We start from the raw sequence: 21,256 nt of genomic DNA, 5'->3' as shown, positions 1-21,256 counted from the left end.
ATTAAAAGGCACTCACAACTGAGTGTCTTTATTGAAAAATCTAATTCTTATTTTAACGCAAATTTTGTCTGCATAAAAGTTCGGGGATCTTATTTCATTTTAAAGACCCGCAGGTTATCAGCGGTTGCTTTTTCTGTTTTGATCAAATTTCCGCGAATAGCCCAACGATTGGCACCCCCATCGGCACAGGTAATTAAAGTTACTATTTTCTTCTTAGTATTATTAACTAACCAAACAGCTGATGGATCAACAACCTTTTTCATATAAATTCGGTAAACATAAACCTTCTTTAAATTAGTAAGGTAAATTAATTCACCTTTTTTGACATCTTCTAGTGGTGAAAAGAGAATTCCTTTAGCAGTCATATAGTGACCAGCTAGCGGATAATTGCCTTCTCCCATTTTTTGATCTGCACGCATCGTACCGCCACCAGTAGACATAGCATCATCTGACATCCCTAACATTACAGGTAAATGCATGTTTACATCAGAGATAGCTAAAGCGCCAATGGCACCCGATGTCTTTTTTATTTGCGATCTTGTAGCTTGGGCCATATCCATCGACTTTACTTTGCTAAAATCATACATCCCTTTTTTACGTTGATTCTTTTCAACTTCTTTTTTAGTCAAGCTAGTTAAAGTCGATTGCTGGTTATGACTAATCATGTGATTGCTAATTTGTTTATTGGAGATTAGAACCACACCAACAATTAGCAAAATAACCGCAAGAATTCTAATGACGATTGTACTAACACTGGTTTTACGTTTATTTTTTGCCATTTTTACTTACCTTTAATATCGTCGTCATTCATCTTAAGTACAGCCATAAAGGCATCTTGAGGTATTTCTACCCTACCAACTGCCTTCATCCGTTTCTTACCACGCTTCTGCTTTTCCAAAAGCTTAGCACGACGATCTGGGTCACCAGTATGAATCTTCCAAGTAACATCCTTACGGTATGGCTTAATAGTTGCACGAGAAATAATTTTGGCACCAATAGCACCCTGGATATCTACTTCAAAGTTTTGACGTGGAATCAACTTCTTAAGCATAGAAGTCATTTGACGTGCACGATCTTGTGCTTCCGATCTATGAGCAATGAAACTTAAAGCATCAATTGGTTCCTTGTTAAGCAAAATATCAATCTTAACCAAATCAGTTGGACGGTATCCGGTAATTTCATAATCAAGAGAAGCATAACCCTTAGTTGAAGACTTCAAGTCATCAAAGAAGTCAAAAATAATTTCAGCCAATGGCATATTGTAAATTACATTAACACGATACTTATCAAGATAATCCATAGTGACAAATTCACCACGTTTGCGTTGGCATAATTCCATTACTGGACCAACGAAGTCATTCGGTACCATGATTTCTGCTTTAACATAAGGCTCTTGTACTTCTTGATATTCACCTGCATCTGGTAAATCAGATGGGTTATCAATTACCTTTGTAGACCCATCATTCATAATTGCATGATAGTCAACACTTGGAGCAGTCATGATCAAGCCCAGATCAAATTCTTGCTCAAGTCTTTCTTGCACAACATCCATATGAAGCAACCCTAAGAAACCACAACGGAATCCAAATCCTAACGCAGTTGAAGTTTCAGGTTCGAATTCCAAAGCTGCATCGTTTAATTGCAGTTTTTGCAAGGCTTCTTTTAAATCATCATAATCTCGGTTATCAACTGGGTACATACCGGAATAAACCATTGGTGGAATCTGACGATAACCTTCAAGTGGTTCTTCAGTTGGATTAGTTGCATCAGTAATAGTATCACCAACACGAGTTTCACGAACTGATTTAATATTGGCAGTGATATAACCTACATCCCCAGCAATTAAAAGATCCTTCTTAACTGGATGAGGGCTTGAAACACCTACTTCGGTTACTTCATATTCCTTACCCGTGTTCATAATTTTAATTCTATCGCCAGGCTTAACCACACCATCTTCAATTTTGACAGACATAACTACACCACGATAATCATCGTACTTGGAGTCAAAAATTAAGGCTTTAAGTGGCGCTGTAATATCGCCAGATGGTGCAGGAATATCCTTGACCACCTTTTCCAACATATCTTCAATGCCTTGACCAGTCTTACCTGAAACTTCAGCAGCTTCTGAAGCATCTAACCCCAACATTTCTTCAATTTCTTCCTTAGTTTTAGGAATATCTGCAGAAGGCAAATCGATCTTATTAATGACAGGTAAAATCTCCAAATCATCATCGATGGCTAAATAAGTATTGGCCAAAGTCTGGGCTTGTACACCTTGAGAAGCATCAACAACCATTAAAGCACCTTCACAGGCTGCTAGTGATCTTGACACTTCGTAAGAGAAGTCTACGTGTCCTGGTGTATCAATCAAGTGGAAAATGTAATCTTCTCCATCCTTAGCATGATATTTAACTTCAACAGAGTTCATCTTAATAGTAATACCACGTTGCCGTTCAAGTGGCATATCATCAAGCATTTGATTTTTAAGTTGGCGCTGACTTACTGTATCGGTTAATTCTAGAATTCTATCAGCGATCGTAGATTTACCATGGTCAATATGGGCAACTATGGCAAAATTACGAATATGATTTTGATAATCTTTTAATTTTTCTAAATCCATAAATTTATTCACCCTTTACTATCCCTAATATTATAGCAAAGGTCCCTAATCTTATAAAACGAATAGGTGTACAAAAATCAAATCTATTATATAGTAAATTTAGTGAGATTATATTATGAAGGTCAAATTTGAAAAGGGTTGTAAATCATTTTTAAAAAAACATTCCCATATGCAAAAAATAGCTAAACAAAAAATTTCAACCGCCATTGAAAAAGAAACTAATACTGGTATGACTAAAGTAAAATTAGCAATCAGAAATGAAGTCAATGGTTTACCATGTTACGAGTTTAGATTGAATTTAGGAAAAATAGGTTCTGTTAGAATTGCATTTACTGTTTATAATGATTTAGCTACTATATATTTCATTAATCAGATTTACAAAAATCTACCTTTACCGCAGAGGTTCAACGAATATTAGCCTAAAACAAAAATGACATTGCGAAATGCAATGTCATTTATTTTAATCTTCGCCACTTAATTTATCTTTAAGTCGTTCAAAGAATCCTTTTTCTTTTGGTGTAATATCTCCACCACCATCATGAACAAAGTCAATTAAATCTTGCTTTTGCTTTTCATTAATATGCTTTGGAATAACGATATTAACTGTAACGATTTGATCACCATTACCATTTCCACGAAGATATGGTACACCTTGACCACGAAGGGTAAATTTCTTATTCGGTTGAGTACCAGCTGGGATAGTTAACTTTTGGTCGCCATGAACAGTCTTAACAGTAATCTCATCCCCCAATGTAGCTTGAGCAAATGAAATTGGAACATCCGTATAAATATTTTGTCCACGACGTTGGAAAACCTTAGATGGTTTAATTCTGTAATTAATATACAAATCACCGTAAGGTCCGCCATTTACACCGGCTTCACCTTGACCTTGATAACGAAGCTGTTGACCATTATCAATACCTGCAGGAATATCAACTTCAATAGTATTTTTACCTTCAACAGTACCTTTACCGCCACAAGTCTTACATGGGTGTTCAATGATCACACCACGACCATGACATTTATCACAAATAGTTTGACGGCGAATCATTCCTAACATGGATTGTTGAGTAACAGTCATATAACCTGTACCATGACATTTATCACAGGTAATTGGATGAGTACCCTTTTCACAACCATTACCACCACAAGTACCACAAGTTTCGCTGCGAGTATAGCTTACTTGTGTCTTCTTGCCTTTAATTGCGTCCATAAAGTCAATAGTCAAAGTATAATCTAAATCTTGGCCACGCTGTGGTGCAGTTGGATCTACCCTTTGTTGTCTACCTTGACCAAAGATATCACCAAAAATATCGCTAAAATCACCAAAACCAGAAGTATCAAATCCGGCACCGCCAAAGCCTTGGCCAGCGCCACCAAAACCACCTTGGCCATTTACACCAGCGGAGCCAAATTGGTCATATTGTGCACGTTTTTGTTTATCATGCAAAACTTCATAAGCTTCGTTAACTTGTTTATATTTTTCTTCAGCACCAGGTTCATGGTTCAAATCTGGGTGATATTTTTTAGCTAACTTTCTATATGCCTTACTAATTTCTTGGTCACTGGCGTTACGATCTACGCCAAGCACTTTATAATAATCTTCTTGTGCCATTAATTGAACTCCTTATATTTTCAAAAGAAAAGAACTACTCAATGGGTAGTTCTTTTCTCCTTTTGTTTAATTATAAACCCATTACTTGTTTGGATCTACCTTGTGGAATTCACCATCTTGGGCACCACCATTGTTACCACCTTGTGGGCCATTTTGTGGACCTTGAGGACCTGCTTGTGGGCCAGCTTGACCTGCAGCACCTTGTGCTCCACCATTTTGTTGGTAAAGCTTAACTGCCAAATCTTGAGCAGCCTTTGACAAAGCATCCTTCTTTTCCTTCATTTCGTCCAAGTTGTTGTCCTTTTGTGCCTTCTTCAAAGCTTCAAGGGCATCTTCAACTGGCTTACGGTCACTATCAGAAAGCTTATCCTTAGTATCCTTCAAAGTCTTGTCAGTAGTAAAGATTAATTGGTCGACTTCATTTCTCAGGTCAACTTCTTCTTTACGTTTCTTGTCTTCTTCGGCATGTTCTTCAGCGTCTTTTTGCATACGCTTGATTTCTTCATCTGACAAACCGGAGGAACTCTTAATGGTAATCTTTTGTTCTTTGCCAGTACCCATATCCTTAGCAGATACGTTTACGATACCGTTCTTGTCGATATCGAAGGTAACTTGAATTTGAGGAACACCACGTGGTGCTGGTGGAATATCAGTTAATTCAAAGCGGCCAAGAGTCTTATCATCGGCAGCCATTGGACGTTCACCTTGTAATACGTGAATATCTACAGCTGGTTGATTATCTGCAGCAGTTGAGAAGATTTGGCTCTTTGAAGTTGGAATAGTAGTGTTTCTGTCGATTAACTTAGTGAAGACACCACCCATGGTTTCAATACCAAGTGACAATGGAGTAACATCAAGCAAAACGATATCCTTAACATCACCTGAGATAACACCACCTTGGATAGCTGCACCCAAAGCAACAGCTTCATCAGGGTTGATTGAGTGGTCAGGTTCTTTACCAGCCCATTCTTTAACAGCCTTTTGAACTGCAGGGATACGAGTTGATCCACCGTTTAAGATAACCTTATCGATATCATTTACAGTTAAACCTGCATCCTTTAATGCATTATCAAATGGAACCTTAGTCTTTTCAACTAAATCACTAGTCAATTCATCAAACTTAGCACGAGTAAGGTCAGCTTCAAGGTGCAATGGACCAGCTTCACCAGCAGAAATGAATGGAAGTGAAATATGAGTTGAAGATACACCTGATAAGTCTTTCTTAGCCTTTTCAGCAGCATCCTTTAAACGTTGCATAGCCATCTTATCCTTAGATAAGTCAACGCCATTTTCATCCTTAAAGTTCTTGATTAACCAATCCATGATACGGTTATCAAAGTCATCACCACCAAGGTGAGTATCACCGTTAGTTGATAATACTTGGAAGACACCGTCACCTAATTGAAGAACGGAAACATCGAAAGTACCACCACCAAGGTCGTAAACTAAAACCTTTTCATCTTGGTCTTTGTTTAAACCAAAGGCTAAAGCTGAAGCAGTAGGTTCATTGATAATTCTTTGTACATTCAAACCAGCGATCTTACCAGCATCCTTAGTAGCTTGACGTTGTGCATCGTTAAAGTAAGCAGGAACAGTAATAACTGCATCGGTTACCTTTTCACCTAAGTAATCTTCTGAGAACTTCTTGATGTATTGCAAAATGAATGCAGAAATTTCTTGTGGTGTGTATTCCTTGTCACCAACTTTAACCTTGTAATCAGCTTCACCCATGTGACGCTTAATTGAAACAATAGTGTTAGGGTTAGTAATAGCTTGACGCTTAGCTACTTCACCAATTTGAATTTCTCCATCTTTAAAAGCTACTACAGATGGGGTAGTACGGTTACCTTCTGGGTTAGTAATAATCTTTGGTTCTTTACCTTCAAGAACTGCAACTGCTGAGTTAGTAGTTCCGAGGTCAATACCAATAACTTTTGACATATATAAACTTCCTCTCCTATTGAGCAACTACAACCATTGCTGGTCTTAGTGTCCGATCTTTATATTGATATCCTTTTTGTAAAACCTGAACAACGTGATCTTTTTGATCATCATTTTCAGCTACCACAGTTTGAACAGCTTGATGCAATGTCGGATCAAATTTTACGTCTTCAGCTTCAATCTCAACGATCCCATGATCTTTTAATGCTTTAGTCAACGAATCAAGCGTCATCTTAACGCCTTTCTTCAATTGCTTAGATACATCATCATCGGCTTCTACGCTTAAAGCTCTTTCCAAATTGTCTACAGCAGGCAAAATATCTTTAGCTAAGCTTTGAGATTCATATTTAATAAGTTGAGCTCTCTCTTTTGAGTAGCGATTTTGCATATTTTGAATTTCTGCCTCGCTACGAAGATATTTATCTTCAAGCTCCTTATTTTTATCTTTTAAATCAGCTATTTCTTTAGCTAATTTTTCGTCATGATTATCTTTTTTGGCTTCCTTATCTTCAGTTGCCTTTTTCTTGGCAGCTTCAGGTGTTGAAGCAGTTTCTTTTTCATCTAAATTTTTTTCACTAGGAAACTTTTCTTTACTCACGGCTAACCTCCTCTATTATTGAAATTTACCGTAATAATCAAGCAACTTCTTGGCTAACTCATTTCTAAAGCATTCAAGAAGCCCTATCATTTGAGAATACGGCATATTCGTTGGCCCAAGTAAAGCTATTGTTCCTTTACCATGGGAGCCGACGCTATATTCAGCTGTCAGCAAACTATAATTTTTTAATAAATCATTTGGCAATTCAGATCCCAATTTTACCTTAACTGGATATTTTTCAGTTTTAGGATCAGCCTTAATATCCATCAAATTAGAAAACAAATTGTCTCGATCGATTAATTCATATAATGAACGAATATCATTTACATTGTTTTCAGATGTATTATTAAGCAAATTAATTTGCCCATCTACATACATTTGTTCACTAGCAGCATCTTTTAAAACATCTTCAACTAAACTAAATAATTCACTAGCATGATCACTGCCCAATTCATTCTTAGCAAGTTCACTTAATAATGAAACATTAATTTCTTTTAAGCTCTTGCCAACTAATTGGTCATTAATCATTCGTACTACTTTCTCAATTTCTTCACCATTAATATTATGTGGTAAAGCATAAACTTGATTTTGAACATTACCATCACTAGTAACCAGAATAGCCATCACTTGGCTAGAAGACAAAGGAACGATTCTAAAACCGGTGATTTTAACATCTCTACTCTCAGGTCCTTCAGCAAAAGCAGTATAATTAGTTAAATCGGATAAAATACGTGCTGCTTCCTGTACGATTTCATTCACTTGATGAAAGGGTCGATTCAATTGTGTTCCAATTGTGTTATAAATAGACTCTGGTAATTGAAGTGGCTCAACCAAATTATCAAGATAGTAACGATAGCCATCACTTGATGGAGTTCTACCACTAGAAGAGTGAGTCTTTTCAATTAATCCTCGCTCTTCTAACACTGCCATTTCATTACGAATAGTAGCGCTTGATACTTTAATTGGCAACTGCTTCATTACCGTCTTCGAGCCTACAGGCTCATGCGACTGTGCAAAGTCTGTAATAATTGTTTTTAAAATAAGCTCTTGACGTTCGGTCAACATAATAATCGCCCTCACTTTTTAGCACTCGTAATTCTAAGGTGCTAACAATTAATATGATACTATAAATTAGCAGAAAAGCAAGAGGAGTGCTAAAATTTATTAAAATTATTTATGAAACTAAAAAGCTGAAAAACTTAGTTTGATTTTTCTAAGTTTTTCAGCTTTTTAGTTATACATTACTTTGTGCTTCTTGAGCAAAATAATGTTTTATTTCTTTTTGGTCCTTCTCTAATTGTTTCTTTAATTCATCAAGACCGCTAAATTTAATTTCTCCTCTAGTGTATTTGTACCATTTGATTTTAATTGGTTGGTCATATATATCTTCTTTAAAATCAAAAATATGTGATTCGATAAAGATTTTTTCAGGCTGACCAATTGTAACATTATAGCCAACACTAGTCATAGATTCATACCATTTTCCATTAACTTGAGTCTTAGTCGCATATACTCCTATTTTTGGAATTACCTTGTGACTAGCCCAAACTAAATTAGCTGTCGGAAAGCCAAGTTTATGACCATTTCTTTTACCATGGCCAACAGTCCCGCTCATCACATAATGGTGACCCATTAATTGAAAAGCCAAGTCCATCTTGCCTTCTCTAATCGCTTGACGAATTTCAGTTGAACCTATTTTTTTACCATTAAACATCTGCTTAGGCATTACTACAATTTCAAATCTGCCTTTAGCAAATTTAGGCAAGTTTTTCATATTAGCAGTCTCTTTAGGACCGTAGGTATAATCAAACCCAGCTACTACCGTATCTGCGTTGAGTTTAATAATTACATTATCTACAAAGCTCTGTGCATCTATCTCGCTAAACTTTTTAGTAAATGGCATCACGGCTAGATAATCTACTCCTAATTCTGCCATTTTGTCTGCCTTTTCATCTAAAGTCTTTAAATACTTAAAATCTTTTTTATCGGCATATATTTCCTTGGGATGACGATCAAAAGTTAACACTACTAATGGTAATCTTTTTTGATCAGCAATTTCTTTAGCTTTATTTATTAAGCGTTGATGACCAAGGTGTACGCCGTCAAAAAAGCCTAAGGCAAGAATAGTTTTTGAAGATATGATATTTTCGCTAACTGGATAAGTTAAATGAATGATTTTCACAACTAATCCCTTCATTTCAGTTATTCATTTTGAAGCAACATTAAACTTGGGCGATATAATTTACCTTTCTTTTCATAAATCGCCTTGACTTTTTTATTGTACCTTAATGCAACCTTTTTAGCATCTATTTCTAACGAAATACCTGCACCGTTTTTTACTTTAAGCCATTTTCCCTCACTTAAATCAATTTGAGGATAGTCTTTAAAGAAAGCATCAATTGGCTGAATCAATTCTACCGCTTTTTCGGGATTGGCCTCAATTTCACTTAATTTAACTGCTTGAGAAATATCAAAACCAGAACTAGCTACTCTTCTTAAATAAGTCATCACTGCGGGACAGTTCATTTTTTCGCCTAAATCATTTACTAATGATCTGACATAAGTACCTTTACTACACTTAATTCGAAAATCAAATTTCTCTTGTCCTTCTGTTTCATTAAATACGGGTTTATCTGTCAAATCATATTGCAAAATATCAACTTTACGTTTAGGTCGTTCTACTGCAATTCCTTCTCGAGCATATTCATATAAATGCTTGCCGTTTACTTTTACTGCTGAATAAATTGGCGGTACTTGTTCGATTTCACCTAAAAATTCATTCATATGACTTTGAATATCATCGGAAGTAAAAGCTTGAGTTAGCTTAGTCTTTTTTAAAACTGTACCTGTTGAATCATAACTATCTGTAGCATACCCAAATAAACCACTACCAATATATTCTTTAGGTCTAGTATGCATAAGTTCAATTAACTTAGTTGCTTGTCCGATTGCGATAGGCAATACTCCGGTTACTTCGGGATCAAGTGTACCAGCGTGTCCAATTTTTCGAATATGCAAAGCTTTTCGCAAATGATATACTACATCAGCACTAGTCATCCCTTTGTCTTTATCAATAACTAAAATTCCATTTAACATAAATAATCCTTCTTTAATTCAAACGAAAAAAGCGCCTAAACGGCGCTTTTTTTATTTACTTGCCCGTTCAGCATCTTGCTTTTTAACTTCTGCAATTAAACGGTCAATTTTACTACCATATTTTACTGAATTGTCTCGTTTAAAAATTAATTCAGGGACCTTATAAACGGTTAAAGTTTGTCCTAGCGAATGACGCATCATTCCTTTAGCCTTTTCAAGTCCTTCTTGAACTTCTTTTTCTTTATTAGCATCTTCAGTTAAAAGACTGTAGTAAACAGTTGCATATGAAAGATCATTCGTGCATTCCACCGCAGTAATAGTTACCTCACTCAAACGGGGATCACGAATATTCTTTTGTAAAATTTTGGTTAACTCGCGAAGAATTTCTCCTTCTACACGACCAATTCTATGCTTCATGTTTGCCTCCTAAAAATAATTACTTAGGTTCAACTTGTTGCATTTCGTAAACTTCGAATTCGTCGCCAACTTTAATATCGTTGTAGTCCTTAATAGTTAAACCACAATCGTTACCTTGCTTAACTTCTTTGACGTCATCCTTAAATCTCTTAAGTGAAGCAATTTCACCATCGTATTTAACAATACCATCACGAATAACTCGAATCTTGGCATCATTCTTAACCAATCCCTTATCAACAAAGGAACCAGCAATGGTACCAACCTTAGATACCTTCCAAGTTTCACGAACAGTAAGGTTACCAATAACCTTTTCTTCGTAAGTTGGTTCAAGCATACCCTTCATGGCTGCAGTAACATCATCAATTGCCTTGTAGATGATACTGTACAAGCGAATGTCTACGCCTTCGGTTTCAGCTTGGCTCTTAGCAGTTGCAGTTGGACGAACATTAAATCCAATGATAAATGCGTTAGAAGCACCAGCCAAAGTTACATCTGATTCATTAATAGCACCTACGCCAGAGTGAATAATGTTTACACGAACACCTTCAACTTCAATCTTTTCAAGAGATTGTCGCAAAGCTTCAACGGAACCTTGAACATCTGCCTTTAAGACGATGTCAACTTCCTTCATGTTTTCCTTCTTCATAGTATCAAAGAGGTTATCAAGAGTAACATGTTGAACATTTTCACGAGATTTTTGCAAAGCTTGTTGTGCTCTAGCTTCACCAACTGAACGTGCTGTCTTTTCATCCTTAAATTCAACTAATTTATCAGCTGATTCAGGAACATCATTTAAACCAGTAATTTCAACTGGTTCAGATGGAGTAGCCTTCTTAACTTGACGACCACGATCGTTAGTCATAGTACGTACACGACCAAAGGTATCACCAACAACAATTGGATCACCAATATTTAATGTACCTTGTTGGATTAAAACGTCGGCTACAGGTCCACGACCACGTGACAAACGAGCTTCAATTACAGTACCAATTGCCATTTCAGTTGGGTTAGCCTTAAGTTCCATCATATCAGCTTGAAGCAAAATCATTTGCAATAAATCATCGACGTTTTGACCAGTCTTAGCTGAAATATTTACAAAGATAGTGTCACCACCGTAATCTTCAGGAATTAAATTATACTTCATTAATTCTTCAGTTACGTGTTGTGGGTTAGCACCTGGCTTATCCATCTTGTTAATAGCAACAATAATTGGAACATTAGCGCTTTTAGCGTGGTCAATAGCTTCAACAGTCTGTGGCATAACACCATCATCAGCTGCAACAACCAATACAACAATATCGGTAATTTCAGCACCACGTGCACGCATATTGGAGAATGCGGCATGTCCTGGAGTATCCAAGAAAGTAATCAAACGATCATCAAGACGAACTTGGTAAGCACCAATCTTCTGTGTAATACCACCAGCTTCATGAGCTGAAACATGGGTATGACGCAAACGGTCAAGCAAAGTAGTCTTACCATGGTCAACGTGACCCATAATAGTAACTACAGGTGGGCGCTTAACTTGGTTCTTAGACTTCTTAGAAGCTTCCATTCTCTTATTGTAAAGAGTGTCAATATCAGAAATATCTTCATGAACTTTTTGTTTAGCATTAATACCATATTCAGCAGCTAAAAGTTCAATCGTATCTTTATCCAATGATTGGTTTTGATTGGTCATAACTCCAAGCATGAACAGCTTCTTAACAATTTCAGCTGGTTCACGGTGGATCAACTTACCAATATCTTGAGCATTCATACCTTTTTCATATACTAAAGTTTCTGGTAATGGACGTTCCTTACGCTTAGTAATTTGCTTCTTTGGCTTTTGTTCTTGTTGACGCTTCTTATTCTTGCGACTATTCTTGCGACGTTTTCTTTCTGAACGATCTGAATGTTCACTATGATTATTAAAGAATTGGTTCTTCCCTTTATGTCCTGGCTTTCCCACATTCTTACCACGACCATTATTGCGTTTTTCCTCTTTAGGAGGTTCAGGGATTGAAACCTTAACTGCGGGCTTTTCATTTGTTGAAGGTTGATTCTTCTTCAAACGTGCAGGAGATGGCTTCAAAATCTTAGGACCAATAACTTTTTTCTCTACTTCTTCTGATTTCTTATTGTTGCTTTCTTTGTTAGTTTTCTTTTTATTATTAACTGGCTGTTCTTTTTTCGGATATTTTAATTGTTCATGATATTCTTTTTTAGCTTTTTTTGCTTGTTGGTTAAGTTGACCTTCCTCTGCACGTTGTTTTTGCTTAAATTGTTGCAATAAAGCTGCAGCCTTTGGTTTACCTGAACCTGAATTTGCACTATGATCACGATCATTTCTATTCTTATGATTGCGATCATTATTTTGACGACGTTTGTTATTACGTCTTCTAGGTTTCTTGGAACCTGCATTATCTTCTTGTTTCTTTTCATTCTTACGAATTGAAGAAACAAATATCTTGATTTTATTGTTCTTCTCAGCGGGGGCGGAGTTTTGGAAACTACCTTTTAATTTTGCAACTTGTGCATCATCTATTGACGACATATGATTCTTTACATCGAAGCCCAATTCCTTTGCTTTTTGGACTACAACTTTATTATCGACGCCTACTTCTTTTGCGACTTCATAAATTCTTTTCTTTGCCATCCAATCACACTCCTTCATTTATTTTTTTAATCAATGCCTTGGTAAAACCGACATCGGTTAATCCTAAAACTTTGCGTTTTTTACTGATAGCATGTGACAGCTCATCAGCTGTAAACAAGTTTATTATAGGAACATTAACTTTTCTGGCAGCACGATCAACCTTTTCTGCTGTATTAGATTGTATATCAGAAGCCATGATGACCGCTTGAATTTTTCCTTTATTAAGCTCAGTGATTACAGTCTCTGTACCGGTAATTAATTTACCTGCCCGCTGTGCTAAACCTAACAAATTAATTGCTTTTTGACTATTTTTCAAATTTATTTATCACCAAATAATTCTTTTCTTGCTTTTTGATGATCAACGTATGAGTAAAGCTCATCGTAAAAACTATCTGGAACTTTAGCTCCTAAGCTACGATCCAAAATATGCTTTTCCTTAGCAGCTTCAATCTTAGTTGGATCAAGTGAAACATATGCACCACGTCCTGCTTTTTTACCAGTAGGATCAACAGCAATATTCTTTTCTTTATCGATTACAATACGTACTAACTCTTTTTTAGGTTGCATTGTATCGGTTAATAAATCCTTCCGCATTGGGATTTTTCTTTTTTTCAAAAAATCACCTATCCTTCAGTATTATCTTCGCTTGACTTTTCTTCTGCTTGAACAGTTGTATCTTCATCTGCTGTGTCTGTATCTGCTGAACTATCTTCTTCAGCTGTAGTTTCAGTAGATTTTGCTGAATCATCTGACTTTTCGTCAACAAATTCTACTTCAGATTCTGGACGAATATCAATCTTATAGCCTGTTAAACGAGCAGCAAGACGTACATTTTGTCCCTTCTTACCAATTGCAAGTGATAATTGATAATCTGGCACAATTACTAATGCACTCTTTTCTTCTTCATCATCGCCAAATTGAACAGCAATTACTTCTGCAGGATTCAATGCATTAGCAATAAAGTCAGAAGGATCTTCTTCGTATTTAACGACATCGATATTTTCGCCGCCAAGTTCATTAACAACGTTTTGAACACGGGCACCTTTTTGACCTACACAAGTACCAACTGGATCAATATTAGGATCATTTGATTTAACAGCCATCTTAGTACGATCGCCAGCTTCACGGGCAATTGATACGATTTCAACAGTTCCATCATAAATTTCAGGAACTTCTTGTTCAAATAATCGCTTAACGACATCTGGTGCAGTTCTTGAAACGACAATTTGAGCACCCTTAGAGTCTGATCCAACATGAGTTACAAGTACACGAATTTGATCTTGTGGATTGTAAACTTCGTTTGGCATTTGATCACGTTGAGGCATTATAGCTTCAACATTGCCGATTTTAACATATACGAAGCGATCATCGCGTCTTTCAACAGTACCTGTGACTAACTCATCTTCATATTGAGAGTATTCATCAATAATATGACTTCTTTCTGCTTCACGAAGACGTTGCATAATAACTTGCTTAGCAGTTTGAGCAGCAATTCGACCAAAGTTCTTTGGAGTAACTTCAAATCGAATTTCATCCCCAACTTCATAAGCACGGTTAATTGCCAAAGCATCCTTTAGGCTTACTTCAAGACGATCATCTTGTACTTCATCAACAACTGTCTTAACAGCCATTACCTTAAAGTTGCCTCTTCTTTCGTCAAAGTCAACTTCAACATTTTGTGCTTGATTATAATTTTTCTTGTATGCAGCTACCAAAGCGGCCTTAATTGCATCAACAATAACATCTTGTTTAATGCCCTTGGTCTTTTCCAAGGTAGCAAACGCTTCTAGCATTTCTTTAGACATAAGTTTTTGATCAACCTTTCTAAAATTCAATTGCAAAACGAATCTTTGCAATTAACTTACGAGGGATAGTTATTTTCTTTCGTCTTGTTTTATCTTTTACTTCTAATACAATCTCATCATTATTATAGTATTTAAGTATACCTTCATACACTTTTTTGTCCTCAATCTTTTGATAAAGACCAATATGAACATAATCATTCAGCGCTCTCTTCCAATCGGCCTCAGTCTTAATAGGACGTTCTGCCCCTGGAGAGGATAGCTCTAAAACATATGGATCAGGAAGTGGATCAGGATCAATCGTATCAAGTTTTTCAGAAACTAATTCACTTAAAGCCGCAATTTCATCAATATCGATACCATTGGGTTGACGATCAACATAAATTCGTAAATAGTTTTGACCCTTTTCCTTAACGTATTCCATATCAACTAACATGTCACCATGCTCATCAATAATTGTTTCGACAACTGGTCGAACAAGATCTACAACTTTAGACAAAAAATTTCCTCCGTAATAAAAAGAGTGAGCAGTACTGCTCACTCGAATTTACCTATTCGAACTTCTCTATTAGTATAACATGTTTTGCAAAACAATGTAATAATAACTCCTAGAAAGTAAGTGTCAATATTTTTGCGGTAGGCTATTAGCCATTAGTCTGACCTTAATTTCTTAAATATTTATTTGATTTATTTTTCTGCTAAAATCGTTTAAATAGCTATGTCCTGCTGTTAAGCTTTCAATGGCGCCGTGATGAATGCCCAGATGAGCTTCATGCGTCTTTCTTAGGCTGGCACGAACTGCACCTTTCAATTCTTCCTGATCACCAATATCGAGCTGTCCACCTGCAAACTCACTGCTAAGCCAGTATTCCAGCTCTTTGTTTTTAATGCAAGTCAGTACACGCAGAATTCCTTCGGCACCATCTTCTGACCAGTATTTTCCTTGCCCTTTGACGCGATAAGTATATTTACGGTGATTGCTTTCACAGCAGCCAATTGCCTTAATTACGGACAAATGACGCATTTTGAATGGCTTAATATCCACCCAGCGACGATGAAGATAGCTGCGCAGGCGCCTTAAATTCTCATGATTTTCTGGCGTATTCAGCTCATCAATCAGATTGCTTTCAATCGTGTCTAAAATCACGTCAGTCAAGTGACGGTCATATTTAAACTCAACTGCACTGATCAATTTGCCTTGCATGGCCGGCATGAAGCTTAGACGATCTTTAATCTTTTTGTTCAAGTGAAAGACATCCAAGAAGTGTTCGTGCTGCCGGCAATAGCCAACTATTTCATCAAAGTCTTTCTTGGCATAGCCAGCACCGCCATCGGCATTACTGATGATTAAAGTATCGCTTAAGTCATAGGTATTGGCTAAATAAGCTTTAATTTCTTGCAAAGCATCCAAGCGGCTTAAAGAAACAAACTCTTTGGCCTGTACTCTCTTTCTGCGTGTCTTGCTTAAATTAATAATATCCTCGCAGACTTGATAGCGATGAAATTCCAGTCGCTTCTTGGTGCCTTTAATCACAACGCCATCGCCTTCAAGATAAAGCACTGGCACCTTTTTCTTTTGAGCAATACCATCGTATCTTTCCTCAGACTGCTGCTGTGCTTTAATCTGTTTGCCTGCTTGCACAATCAGCTTGCCAACTTGACTATGGCTAATATTGAAACAGGAGAGAGTATTAACAGCTAAAGCAGTATTGCGGTAAGTTGCCACGGCGCTAACCTGCAAAATATCCTTCACTGCCAAAACACTGTAACGCTTATATTTGTCATAGCCCATCAGCTTATCCAGTGGATATTTAGCCTTTTTGCCAGGACAAGCATATCTTCTGCGCCAATAGCTGATTTCACCAAAGGCAGTCACAACTGAACGCTTATTTTTCTTCTCGATCTGATAGCCTTGCTTTTTAGTCTCTTCAACTAGACCAGCATCAACTTCTTCTAGTGCTGCTGTCATCAATTCTCTAATCAGATCAAAGAAATAGCACATTAATGCCTTTTCACGGGCAATAACATTATTTTCAGACTTAATAATTTTTACGATATCAGCTATAATAGATTCCATAAAAGACCAGCTTCTAATGTGTTTTTTTCGTTAACATCAGACTACTGGTCTTTTTGTTTTAGCTCAAGTCCAAATTCAAAGGATTTGAGCTTTTTTAATTAATTATTCAACTTACCGCAAAAAATTATACACTTAGTCCTAGAAAAGTGATAATTGGTTTTCATCTGGCATACCTTCTAGTACACCATTATCTTCAAAATAATTCATGATTGTTTGAGAAACTTTGCCACGTTTTGCTAAATCTTCCTTAGATAAGAATTTCTTTTCAGCACGAGCGGCCACAATTTGCTTAGCTGCATTATCACCTAAGCCAGGTACGGCATTAAATGGTGCCAAAATAGTGTGCTTATCTAAGATCTTGAAGTCCGTAGCTTCAGATTGGTCAATATCAACCATTTTAATCTTGATGCCACGTTCAAGACATTCATTAGCAATTTCTAAGACTGTTAGCAAACTCTTATCTTTTGCTGAAGCATCGTTTCCCTTATCTTGAATCTCTTTCATTGCCGCCTTCACGGTGTTTTTACCATGACTCATTGCAACTAAATCAAATAAATCAGCACGCACTGAGAAGTAAGCAGTGTAATAAATTTCAGGATAATATACTTTAAACCAAGCAATACGCAAAGCCATTAAAATATACGCAGTAGCGTGAGCCTTAGGGAACATATACTTGATCTTCAAACATGAAGGAATATACCAATCAGGAATATTTTTATTTTTCTTTAAAATAGCCATATTTTCATCACTGATACCACGGCCGTGACGAACAGATTCCATAGTTGAAAAGGCAACTTCAGGCTTAACTCCCCAGTGAATCAAGTCCATCATGATGTTATCACGACAACCAATAACATCCTTCAATTTGCAAGTACCATTATTGACTAAATCTTCAGCATTGCCTAACCATACGTCAGTACCATGTGACAAACCCGAAATCTGCAGTAATTCCGCAAATGTTGTTGGCTTAGTTTCTTCAAGCATCCCTCTAACAAAACGAGTACCAAATTCAGGCACACCTAAAGTACCGGTTTCTGACTGAATTTGTTCAGGTGTAACCCCTAAAATCTTAGGACTTGAAAATAGAGACATAACGCCTGGATCGTCTGGAGGAATAGTCAATGGATCAATTCCCGAAAGATCCTGTAAGTGACGAATCATAGTCGGATCATCGTGACCCAGGATATCAAATTTCAAAATGTTATCGTGAATGGAGTGGAAGTCATAGTGCGTAATCAACCATGCTGCATTAACATCGTCGGCTGGATAAGATACTGGCGTAAAGTCATAAATATCCATATCATCAGGAACTACAACAATACCAGCCGGGTGTTGACCAGTAGTTCTTTTTACACCACGAATACCGCTAGCTAATCGATCTAATTCCGCATTTCTTGCCTTCAAATCACGCTCTTCATCAAAGTGTTTTGCGTAACCATATGCAGTTTTATCTGCAACAGTGGCAATTGTACCGGCACGATAAGAATTATCTGGACCAAACATTACTCGAATAAAGTTATGGGCTACAGGTTGATAGTCTCCTGAGAAATTCAAATCGATATCAGGAACCTTATCCCCATGGAATCCTAGGAAAGTTGCAAATGGAATATCTTGACCATCTTTAACCAATTGAGTGCCGCATTGAGGACAAGCCTTGTCTGGTAAGTCAAACCCGGAACCATATTCACCATTTTCAAAGAATTGCGAGTATTTACACTTAGGACATCGATAATGTGGTGCAAGTGGATTAACCTCAGTAATTCCTGACATAGTAGCTACTAAACTAGATCCTACAGAACCACGTGAACCTACCAAATAGCCATCTTTATTAGACTTAGCTACCAAACGCTGAGAAATTAAATAAATAACCGCGTATCCATTTGAAATAATTGAATTTAGTTCTAGATCAATTCGATCCTTAACAATCTTAGGTAACGGCTTACCGTAAAGCTCATAAGCCTTATCATAAGTTAATTTCTTCATTTCTTCATCAGCATGAGCAATATGCGGTGGATACAATCCATCTTTAATTGGCTGAATCTCAGAAATTTCATCAGCAATCTTATTGGTATTGTCTATAACAATTTCTTTAGCTATGTCTTCACCTAAAAAACTAAACGCATCAAGCATTTCTTGTGTTGAATAAAAATGCAAGTCAGGTTGCGGCTTATTTCTATTTGGATTAGAACGTTGAGCTGAGATTAAAATAGTTCGATAAATAGCATCATGAGGTTCAACATAGTGTGCATCCCCGGTTGCTACAACCGGCTTATTTAATTCTTTACCCAGCTTATAAATATTTCTAATAATATCTTCAAGCTGCGCCTCGTCTTTAATTAAACCATCTTCGATTAATTGAGAATAATTTGCAGGTGGTTGAACTTCCAAAAAATCATAAAACTTAGCCTTTTCTCTAGCTTCGTCATAACCCTTTTGCATCATTGCTATGAAAACATCGCCTTGCCAACAACCTGAACCATAAAACAGCCCTTCATGCAAACGAGCTAAATCAGATTTAGGTGTACGCGGAATTCGATAAAAGTCCTTGGTACTTGCGATTGAAACCAGCTTATAAAGATTCTTTAATCCTTTCTGATCTTTAGCTAAAACGGTCATATGAGATGGACGAGCACGTTTATAAACTTCACCATGTGCGGCATAGCCATTCAAATTATTTAAATTGTCTTCATTGTACTTTTTCTTAAAAGCATCTAACAGTTTATACATTAAATAACCAGTTGCTTCCGCATCTTGATTAGCTCTATGGTGATGCTCCAAAGAAACATTATATTTCTTTGCCAATGAATCCAGAGTATGACGGTTCTGCTCTGGGTGAAGCAAACGAGAAACCTCTAGCGTATCAACAACTGGCTGAGTAATTTCACTAAGGCCCGCTCTTCTTAATGCTGCATTAACAAAACCAACATCAAATTGAACATTGTGTCCACATAGAGGACGATCACCATAGAAATCTTGGAATTGCTTAATAACTACATCTTCATCATCAGCGGCACTAACCATCTCGTCGGTAATTGAAGTTAAGTTAATAGTTTGTTCACTCAAAGGATGGTGCGGATTAATAAATTTATCAAACCTTTCAATAACTTCACCATTCTTCATCTTAACCGCACCAATTTCAATGATAGTGTCATAAACTGATGATAAACCGGTAGTTTCAACGTCGAAGATAACAAACTCACGATCTTCATATGTCATTGGAGCAGGATTAATAACCAATAATGCATGGTCATCAATCATATTTGCTTCAACACCATATAAAATCTTAGTACCAGTAGCTTTACCTGTACTATAAGCTTCAGGGAAAGATTGCACATCACCATGATCTGTTATCGCAATGGCTTTTTGACCAAACTTCTTAGCAGTTTTAATAAAATCACTTGGGGCGTTAGTTGCATCCAATTGACTCATATTGGTGTGCAAATGAAGTTCTACCCTCTTTTGCTCACCTTCATACTTTTCCGTTCGACCAATATGTTCTACTGTTTCAAAACTACTAATATTGAATACTACATCATGAACCCATTGATCATCCATGGCTGATCCCTGCATTTTAGCCCAGGTACCAGGCTTAATAGCAGCCATTTGTTCAATTTGTTCCTTATTTGAAGCAAACTTTTTAAAAGCGATCGAATTAGTATAGTCCGTAATTTCACCTGTAAAAATTACTGAACCATTTTTCAACTCTCTGCTTTCAATATTAAAAATGTTACCTTCGATTACAACATTTCTTGTGCCGTCTTCAACATCTTGAATTTGTGTAATCGGAGCTTTTTCATCTAATTTCCGACTGCCATAACTAGTACGCTTGGTTTGGTATTGCTGTTTTGGTTTCGGCTTCGGTTTTTCTGGAGTATTATTAAAAGCTTCTTGCATGCTCTTTTCATGTTCCTGCTGAAGTTCCTGCAGACTCTCTAAACTATTTTGCAAATTAGTCTGATCCACTTCAGTTATAAATTTCAAATTAAAGAAACCGAAGTCACGCATTTTCTCAGCTAGATCATCTAAAGCCTTCTGTTCAATTAATCCATCAATTACATTATTATCGACTGGAATGACCCAACGACCATTCTCTTTTTTAGGCTTTTGTCCAGCTAAAAATTCTCTTGCAACTGGGGATAAAATATTCGAATTTTGTACTGCATAATGCCAGTAATCAGGCAAATATTTATCAGACCCATCAAATGTACCAACAAAAAATCTTACATTTACAAATGCAGAAAAAGTTTCTTCTATTGCTTTTCTTAATGCTACATACGTGTCATATTTCAAAGGAGTATCAAAAAAAACATGGATATCCCACCTATGTTCTTTAGCGTAAACATCCACGTTTTCAACCTTTCCCTTTTGAAGAAGATCATTATCTTCAAAACTATTTGGAAAATGAACTTGTTTGAGCAATTTTAAGAAAAGATCATTTTTATTTGCCACAAA

The 21,256-nt window shown here is 36.6% G+C and carries 17 protein-coding genes; 1 reads left to right on the top strand and 16 read right to left on the bottom strand.

Translation table 11 applies throughout. The features are described 5' to 3' along the window. Positions 1–89 precede the first annotated feature (89 nt). Together AADV52_RS02100 and lepA are read right to left on the bottom strand one after the other, a co-directional pair. Positions 90–779 (bottom strand): class A sortase, encoded by a 690-nt coding sequence (locus tag AADV52_RS02100; RefSeq protein ID WP_014918643.1) that lies wholly within the window; start codon positions 777–779, stop codon positions 90–92. A gap of 2 nt (positions 780–781) precedes the next feature. Next, entirely contained in the window at positions 782–2,620 is a 1,839-nt protein-coding gene (gene lepA, locus AADV52_RS02095) for a translation elongation factor 4 (RefSeq protein WP_014918642.1), read from the bottom strand. 115 nt (positions 2,621–2,735) lie between these two features. Here lepA and AADV52_RS02090 point away from each other — a divergent pair, with 115 nt between their 5' ends. Further along, positions 2,736–3,038: a hypothetical protein gene (locus AADV52_RS02090; RefSeq protein WP_014918641.1), complete on the top strand. Its 303-nt coding sequence runs from the start codon at positions 2,736–2,738 to the stop codon at positions 3,036–3,038. Between the two features lie 42 nt (positions 3,039–3,080). On the opposite strand, the gene dnaJ is transcribed toward AADV52_RS02090, so the two are convergent. The 14 genes from dnaJ to AADV52_RS02020 form a co-directional block, all read right to left on the bottom strand. Further along, positions 3,081–4,235 (bottom strand): molecular chaperone DnaJ, encoded by a 1,155-nt coding sequence (gene dnaJ, locus AADV52_RS02085; protein WP_014918640.1) that lies wholly within the window; start codon positions 4,233–4,235, stop codon positions 3,081–3,083. 81 nt (positions 4,236–4,316) lie between these two features. Then, positions 4,317–6,176, bottom strand: a complete 1,860-nt coding sequence (gene dnaK / locus AADV52_RS02080) for a molecular chaperone DnaK (RefSeq protein WP_014918639.1) — start codon at positions 6,174–6,176, stop codon at positions 4,317–4,319. Positions 6,177–6,192: 16 nt separating this feature from the next. After that, on the bottom strand, positions 6,193–6,774 hold the full coding sequence (grpE, locus tag AADV52_RS02075; protein ID WP_014563432.1) for a nucleotide exchange factor GrpE: 582 nt from the start codon (positions 6,772–6,774) through the stop codon (positions 6,193–6,195). 15 nt (positions 6,775–6,789) lie between these two features. Further along, the gene (gene hrcA / locus AADV52_RS02070) at positions 6,790–7,839 is read right to left on the bottom strand and encodes a heat-inducible transcriptional repressor HrcA (protein ID WP_014918638.1); all 1,050 of its coding nucleotides are present in this window, start codon (positions 7,837–7,839) and stop codon (positions 6,790–6,792) included. A 169-nt stretch (positions 7,840–8,008) separates the two neighbouring features. Further along, complete coding sequence (gene ribF, locus AADV52_RS02065) at positions 8,009–8,971, bottom strand: riboflavin biosynthesis protein RibF (RefSeq protein ID WP_041808695.1); 963 nt, start codon at positions 8,969–8,971, stop codon at positions 8,009–8,011. A 5-nt stretch (positions 8,972–8,976) separates the two neighbouring features. Beyond that, complete coding sequence (truB, locus tag AADV52_RS02060) at positions 8,977–9,870, bottom strand: tRNA pseudouridine(55) synthase TruB (protein ID WP_014918636.1); 894 nt, start codon at positions 9,868–9,870, stop codon at positions 8,977–8,979. A 51-nt stretch (positions 9,871–9,921) separates the two neighbouring features. Then, on the bottom strand, positions 9,922–10,287 hold the full coding sequence (locus AADV52_RS02055; RefSeq protein WP_014918635.1) for a ribosome-binding factor A: 366 nt from the start codon (positions 10,285–10,287) through the stop codon (positions 9,922–9,924). A gap of 19 nt (positions 10,288–10,306) precedes the next feature. Then, entirely contained in the window at positions 10,307–12,925 is a 2,619-nt protein-coding gene (gene infB, locus AADV52_RS02050; protein WP_014918634.1) for a translation initiation factor IF-2, read from the bottom strand. Positions 12,926–12,929: 4 nt separating this feature from the next. Beyond that, the gene (locus AADV52_RS02045; protein ID WP_014918633.1) at positions 12,930–13,241 is read right to left on the bottom strand and encodes a L7Ae/L30e/S12e/Gadd45 family ribosomal protein; all 312 of its coding nucleotides are present in this window, start codon (positions 13,239–13,241) and stop codon (positions 12,930–12,932) included. 2 nt (positions 13,242–13,243) lie between these two features. Continuing rightward, complete coding sequence (rnpM, locus tag AADV52_RS02040; RefSeq protein WP_012212001.1) at positions 13,244–13,540, bottom strand: RNase P modulator RnpM; 297 nt, start codon at positions 13,538–13,540, stop codon at positions 13,244–13,246. Between the two features lie 8 nt (positions 13,541–13,548). Then, complete coding sequence (nusA, locus tag AADV52_RS02035; protein WP_041808981.1) at positions 13,549–14,730, bottom strand: transcription termination factor NusA; 1,182 nt, start codon at positions 14,728–14,730, stop codon at positions 13,549–13,551. Between the two features lie 19 nt (positions 14,731–14,749). Beyond that, positions 14,750–15,226: a ribosome maturation factor RimP gene (gene rimP, locus AADV52_RS02030; protein ID WP_014918631.1), complete on the bottom strand. Its 477-nt coding sequence runs from the start codon at positions 15,224–15,226 to the stop codon at positions 14,750–14,752. A gap of 171 nt (positions 15,227–15,397) precedes the next feature. After that, positions 15,398–16,804, bottom strand: a complete 1,407-nt coding sequence (locus AADV52_RS02025) for an ISLre2 family transposase (protein WP_126096177.1) — start codon at positions 16,802–16,804, stop codon at positions 15,398–15,400. A gap of 138 nt (positions 16,805–16,942) precedes the next feature. Then, entirely contained in the window at positions 16,943–21,253 is a 4,311-nt protein-coding gene (locus AADV52_RS02020; RefSeq protein ID WP_014918630.1) for a PolC-type DNA polymerase III, read from the bottom strand. Between the last annotated feature and the right edge of the window lie 3 nt (positions 21,254–21,256).

Source organism: Lactobacillus helveticus, assembly GCF_046109915.1.
Taxonomy (GTDB): Bacteria; Bacillota; Bacilli; order Lactobacillales; family Lactobacillaceae; genus Lactobacillus; species Lactobacillus helveticus.
Note: the sequence above shows the minus strand (reverse complement) of the source record. Positions and strands in the feature narration are given on the sequence as shown.